Genomic DNA, 6,427 nt, shown 5'->3' with positions numbered 1-6,427 from the left:
CCCGGGATGACGGCACCTCCCCGCTCAACGGACCTGAAGGTCCGCCCCACGCTGGCGCGGCCCCCGGCCCCCATGGCCAGGGCACCACGCTTTTCCCCCGCGCGCGACGTCAGCGCTGATGCCGCGCGCGGGGGAATCGGGTGTCGCGTACACGGATGGGTGGACTCGCTCCGTGCGGTGAGGGCGCAGTGGCGAAATCGAGCTCGGGCCGCCAGGGCCCGACACCTTCGTGTGCGCGACGGGAAAAGGAATAACCCGGGGGTCTGACATGCCGGTGGCGGCCCACGCGGCTGCTCGGCGGGTGGGGGGACGGTGGGTACAGCCACGGCGTTCCCTTCCAGCAATCGTGCTTCTGGGCGCGCGGCACATCCACGGCGCGGAGGCGGAGGGCCGGTTATCCGCCGGGGCTCGGCCCTTGGCCCAGGGAGTCCATGACCACGTCTTCGAACAGGCCCGCCGTGCAGGGCACGCTCGGGCTCGAGCTGCTGCTGGGGACACTGACCGCGTTCGCGCCGCTCTCCATCGACATGTACCTGCCGGCGCTGCCGCGCATCGCGGAGGACCTGCAATCCACCGCGCCGGCCATCCAGCTCACGCTCGCGTCGTGCTTCGCGGGGCTGGCGCTGGGCCAGCTCTTCACGGGCCCGCTCATCGACCGCTTCGGGCGCACGCGTCCGCTCTACGCGGGCCTGGCGCTGTACGTCCTGGGCTCGCTGGGCTGCGCGCTGGCGCCGTCGGCTCCCATGCTGGTGGCCCTGCGCTTCGTGCAGGCGCTGGGTGGCTCGGTGGCCCTGGTCGTTCCGCGCGCCGTGGTGCGTGACTTGTGGTCCGGCGTTGACGCCGCGCGGACGATGTCGCGGCTGATGCTGGTCATGGGCGTGGCGCCCATCCTCGCGCCGCTGCTGGGCGGCCTGGTGCTCCGGTACTCGGGGTGGCGGGCCATCTTCGTGGCGCTGGCGGCGGTGGGCGCGGTGGCGCTGGCCTTCGTGCTGAAGTCGCTGCCGGAGACGGCGCCGCCGCACGAGGGCTCGCAGACGATGCGCTCCCGGCTGGGCGCATTGATGAAGGACCCGGACTTCGTGGGCCCGGCGCTGGCCGGAGGCTTCGCGCAGGCGGGCATGTTCGCGTACATCGCGGGCTCGCCGTTCGTGTTCATCTCGCTGTATGGCATTCCGGAGGAGCACTTCGGCTGGTTCTTCGGCGTCAACGCGCTGGGCTTGATTGCGGTGGCGCAGCTCAACCGCAAGCTGGTGACGCACCTGCCGCTGCACCGGCTGCTGCGTCTGGCATTGAGCCTGTGTGTCGTCGCGGCGGCGGCCGTGCTGGTGGTGGCGTGGACCGGCTTCATGGGCCTATGGGGCATCGCCGTCACGCTGTTCTTCTTCGTGTCGCTCATGGGCCTGGTGGGACCCAACGCGACTGCGATTGCGCTGGAGCGGCACGCCGCGCGCGCGGGCATGGCGTCGGCCGCGCTGGGCGCGCTCCAGTTCACCGCGGCGGCCGGTGCGTCGTGGGCCGTGAGCACGTTCAACAATGGCACCGCGCTGCCCATGGCCGGGGTCATGGCCGCCATGGCGCTGCTCGCGTGGCTCGCCGCGTTCGTCGGGCTCCGGGCACGCACGCGCCAGCAGGGGGCAGTGGCGCTGGGCGACGTGGCGTCACGGCAGGGCGCGGCCTGAACCCGACACTCGCGAGGGGCAGGGGAGGGTGCCCCCAGCGCGCGGGCCGCGAATCGTGTCATCGTCCCGCGCGCCATGACCTCTACCTCGCGTACCGTCCAGGGACCCGCGGGCCAGCTCGCTGTCACCGACGCTGGCAGCGGCGGCCTTCCCGTCGTCTTCGTCCACAGCAACGCCTCCCAGCGTGAGCAGTGGGCCGCGCAGCAGGCACACCTGAAGCAGCGCACCGTGTCGTTCGACCTGCGCGGCATGGGCGACTCGGAGCTCGACGCCCAGGGCCGCTACGGCGCCGAGGAAATGGCCCATGACCTTCATGCGGTGGCCACGGCCCTGGACCTGGAGCGCTTCGTCCTGGTGGGCCACAGCTTCGGCGGCTACGTCGCGGCGGAGTACGCCCGTGGCTGGCCCGAGCGGCTCGCCGGGCTCGTCATCGCGGACGCCGCGGGGACGATGCCGCCGCTCCCGCCCGAGCAGCTCCAAGGCTTCCACGAAGGCACACGTCCTGATTCCTACCGCGCCTTCATGGACGCGTGGTTCACGCCCATCCTCCAGAACGCGAAGCCGCACACGCACGAGTCGGTGATGCGCTGGCTGCACGCCACGCCGCGCGAGGTGGTGGTCGGCGCGCTGGAGAGCATGCTCACGTTCAACTCGGACCGCGTGCTGGAGCGCTACAAGGGCCCATTCCACACGCTCGTCGTGGACGCCTTCATCCAGCCCCATGCCTACCACCTGCTGTACCCAGGCACGCCGCACACCGTGTTCTCAGGTGTCAGCCATTGGTTGATGATGGATGCACCGGAGCGCTTCAACGCCGCGCTGGACGCCTTCCTCGCCACGCTGCCGCCGCGCTGAAGGGGAGGGGAGGGCGCGTCACACGCTGCGCACCGCGTCCTGGGTTTCGCGGATTGACATCCACGCGAATCGTGACGTGTCAGGTAATTCCCAGCACCCGCTCCTCGACGGAGCGGCGTGGCCCGCTGCGTCAGGAAAGCAGGCACAGCCATTGCTGTGTTTCAGGTGCAGGAGGCTGCCATGAGACGACTCCGCCGCACCTGCTTCGCGCTGGGGATTTCCTTTGCCGTCACCGGATGCACCACCACGCTGTACAAACCCAATCAAGTCAGCGCGCCGCTCTTGCGAGAGGAGGGTGAGCTGAAGGGGACGCTCGGCAACAACAACCTCCAGGTGGCCTGGTCCCCACGCGAGGGCGTTGGCCTGCTGGCCCAGGGTTATTACGAGCGGTATGCGGAAGGGGAGCGCCGCGCGAACGGCGCGCTCGGTGAAGTGGGAGGCGGCCTTTACGGCACCTTCCTGGGCAACGGCGTGTGGGAGGCCTACGGCGGTCTGGGCTACGGCCAATCCACCGCGAGCGACCGGCTGGAGGTGAACGGCGCCATGCCCCGCGACGTCGGCTTCACGGCCCGCGCCGTGCGTGCCTTCATTCAACCGAACCTGGGCTACGTCACGCCCTACTTCGAGCTCGCGGGCTCGGTGCGCCTGTCCGCGGTGAAGTATGTCTCGCTCGACGCAACTGGCTACACCGACGCGGAGCGCACCCGCGAGTTCCTCGTGGCCGACGACGTGACACGCCCCGTGTGGCTCTTCGCCGAGCCCGCCGTGACGGTGAAGGGCGGCTACAAGTGGGTAAAGGTCTACGTGCAGCGCGCGTGGGCGCTCAAGCTGGGCGGCGAGCCGCTTCCCCATGAGCGGCACAGCACGGTAGTGGGGCTCAGCGTGAACGTGGCCAGTTGGTACCACGACTTCCAGTGGGGCTCCCGGTAGGCAAAAGCCCCGCGGCGCCACTGAGGCACCGCGGGGCTTCCAATCCCTCACAAGGATGACGGACTACCGCGTCACGGCGCGGCGGGGGCCTTCACCGCGGGCGCGGCCTTCTTCTGCGCGGTGGCGAAGTCGCCCGCGCGCACCTGCGTCACCTTCGTCCAGTCCAGGTGCCGCGCCATGGCCTTGCGCACGTCCTCCGGCTTGAGCTGCGTCAGCCTCTGCTCCAGCGCCGCATCGAAGGCCAGCGTGCGGCCCAGGAACAGGTAGCTGGCGAGCTGCCGCGCGAGGCTCCCGTCCTGCGCCCGCGCCGACTGCCGGTACTCCAGGATGCCCGAGCGCGCCTTGTTCAGCTCCTCCGCCGAGTAGCCCTTCCGCACCGCGCGCGTCACCTCTTCGCGCATGGCCGTCTCCAGCCGGGCCGCGTTCTCCGGGGCGTAGATGGCGTAGGTGAAGAAGGTGCCCACCTCGTCCACGTCGCTCGCGTCCAGGCTGCTGGCCACGCCGTAGGAGAGGCCGTCCTGCTGACGGATGCGCGTGGCCAGCCGCGAGTTGAGGAAGCCGCCGCCCAGCACGAAGTTGCCCAGCATCAGCACCGGCCAATCCTTGTCATCCTTGCGGAGCTTCAGCGACTGGCCGGCCATGTAGTACGCGTTGGCCTTGTCCGGCGTCTCCAGCGCGACGGATGCGGCCTCACCGCCGCCGAACACCTGCTGCACGCGCTGGTACGGCGCGGGGCTCTTCCAGCCACCCAGCAGGGTGCCGGCCAGCGCCGTCACGTCCTTGGGCTCGAAGTCACCCACCACGGCCAGCTCGCCATTCGACGCGCCGTAGAAGGCCTTGTGGAAGGCGCGCGCCTGCTCCAGTGTGGTGTCCTTCACCCCGGCGATGCGCTCGTCCAGCGTGGCCACGTAGTAGGGGTGGCCCTTCGGGTAGTGGCCCGACAGCGAACGCCAGAAGGCGATGTTGCCCAGCGTCTGCGGCTCGCTGCGCTCGGACTCCAGCGACGCCAGCCGCTCCTGCTTCAGCAGGGCGAACTCCTTCTCGTCGAAGGCGGGCTCGCGCAGCACCTCGGCCACCAGCTTGAGCACCTCCGGCAGGCTCTCCCGCGGGCACTCGATGGAGGCGGAGGCGCCGGTGCTGCCGCCATCCACGCCCACGCGCGCCTTCAGCTTGTCGAACGCGTCCTGGAGCTGCTGGCGCGTGTGCTGCTTCGTGCCGCGCATCAGCATTCGCCCGGCGTACTGCGCCGCGTCCGCCTTGCCGCGCAGCGCCTCCTCCGTGCCCCAGCGCAGGGTGAGGGACACGTTCACCATGTTGCCGCGCGTCTTCTTCGGCAGCACCGCGTACTTCACGCCGCCCGGCAGCTCACCGCGCTGCACGCGCGACTCGATGTTGGCCGGTGACGGGTCGAACGCCTCGCCCTGCGCTACGGCCTCGCGGCCCTTGAAGCCGTCCATCATCTTCGCCACGTTGACTGGCGCCGGCAGCTCCGCGCGGTCTGGCTTCGGCGTGGGGATGAAGGTGCCCAGCGTCCGGTTGGAGGACTTGAGGTAGGCGGACGCCACGCGCGTCACGTCCGCGGGCGTCACCGCCTCGATGCGGTCGCGGTGCAGGAAGAGCAGGCGCCAGTCACCGGTGGCCTCCCACTCCGACAGGTTGATGGCGACGCGCTCGGAGTTGTTGATGGTGAGGTCGATGTACTTGGACAGCGTGGCCTTGGCCCGGTTGACCTCCTCCTCGGTGAAGGGCGTGCGGGCCGCGGCCTCCACCGTCTTCAGCAGCGCCTCGCGGGCCGCGGCCACCGGCTGGTCGTCGCGCATCTCCGCGCTGAAGACGATGATGCCCGGGTCGCGGAGCTGGAGGTTCGACGCGCTCACGCGCGAGGCCTTCTTCGTCTCCACCATCGACTTGTAGAGGCGCCCGGAGGGGTTGTTGCCCATGACCAGCGTCAGCACGTCGATGGCGGCGAAGTCGGGGTGCGCGCCTTCAGGCACGTGGTACAGGCTGGTGAGCAGCGCGGTGTCACCCACGCGGCGCAATTGCACCTCGCGCTCGCCGTCCTGCGTGGGCTCGGCGGTGTACGTGGCGGGCAGGGGGATGTTGGGCTTCTTCAGCTTGCCGAAGGTGTCCTGAATCATCGACAGGGCCTTGGCCTCCTCGAAGCGGCCCGCCACCACCAGCACGGCGTTATCCGGCCGGTAGTACTTCCGGTAGAAGGCCTGGAGCCGGTCGATGGGCACGTTCTCCAAGTCGGAGCGCGCGCCGATGGTGGCCTTGCCGTAGCTGTGCCAGATGTACGCGGCGCTCATCACGCGCTCGAAGAGGATGCCGCGCGGGTCGTTCTCGCCGGACTCGAACTCGTTGCGGACGACGGTCATCTCGCTGTCGAGGTCCTTCTTCGCGATGAAGCTGTTGACCATGCGGTCGGCTTCAAAGGACAGGGCCCAGCGGAGGTTGGCGTCGGAGGCGGGCAGCGTCTCGTAGTAGTTGGTGCGGTCCAGCCAGGTGGTGCCGTTGGGCCGGGCGCCGCGCTCGGTGAGCGCCTGGGGCACGTTGCGCGTGGTGGGCGTGCCCTTGAACATCAGGTGCTCCAGCAGATGGGCCATGCCCGTCTCGCCGTAGCCTTCATGCTTGCTGCCCACGAAGTACGTCACGTTGACCGTCACCGTGGGCTTGGTGGGGTCGGGGAAGAGGAGCACCTTCAGCCCGTTGGGCAGGCGGTACTCGGAGATGCCTTCCACGCTCGTCACGGGGGCGAGCGCGCGGCCCTTCGCCTTGCTCTTCGTGACAGCGGACGGGGTGGCGGGGGCCTTGTTGGCGACGGCGGGAGTCTGGGCCCACACTGGCGTGCCGGCCACCATCAGCAGGGCCGCCACCAGGGCGAGCGGGGTACGACGCTTCATGCGGTCCTCGCGGGTCTTTTTGGAATGCACCGGCTTCTAACCCGAGTTGGCCCCCGGGCC

General features: G+C 69.9%; 4 protein-coding genes. 3 read left to right on the top strand and 1 reads right to left on the bottom strand.

The genetic code is table 11. From position 1 onward, the window contains the following. Nucleotides 1-431 precede the first annotated feature (431 nt). The 3 genes from HV824_RS15135 (at nt 432) to HV824_RS15125 (ending at nt 3,464) form a co-directional block, all read left to right on the top strand. On the top strand, nt 432-1,679 hold the full coding sequence (locus HV824_RS15135) for a multidrug effflux MFS transporter (RefSeq protein ID WP_176418227.1): 1,248 nt from the start codon (nt 432-434) through the stop codon (nt 1,677-1,679). Nucleotides 1,680-1,754: 75 nt separating this feature from the next. Then, nucleotides 1,755-2,534, top strand: a complete 780-nt coding sequence (locus tag HV824_RS15130; protein WP_176418226.1) for an alpha/beta fold hydrolase — start codon at nt 1,755-1,757, stop codon at nt 2,532-2,534. 180 nt (nt 2,535-2,714) lie between these two features. Next, nucleotides 2,715-3,464, top strand: a complete 750-nt coding sequence (locus HV824_RS15125; RefSeq protein WP_176418225.1) for a hypothetical protein — start codon at nt 2,715-2,717, stop codon at nt 3,462-3,464. A 71-nt stretch (nt 3,465-3,535) separates the two neighbouring features. Here HV824_RS15125 and HV824_RS15120 read toward each other — a convergent pair whose 3' ends face one another. Further along, the gene (locus HV824_RS15120; protein WP_217917409.1) at nt 3,536-6,367 is read right to left on the bottom strand and encodes a pitrilysin family protein; all 2,832 of its coding nucleotides are present in this window, start codon (nt 6,365-6,367) and stop codon (nt 3,536-3,538) included. Nucleotides 6,368-6,427: the final 60 nt, after the last annotated feature.

The sequence above is a fragment of the Myxococcus sp. AM009 genome, assembly GCF_013372605.1.
Classification (GTDB): Bacteria; Myxococcota; Myxococcia; order Myxococcales; family Myxococcaceae; genus Myxococcus; species Myxococcus vastator.
Note: the sequence above shows the minus strand (reverse complement) of the source record. Positions and strands in the feature narration are given on the sequence as shown.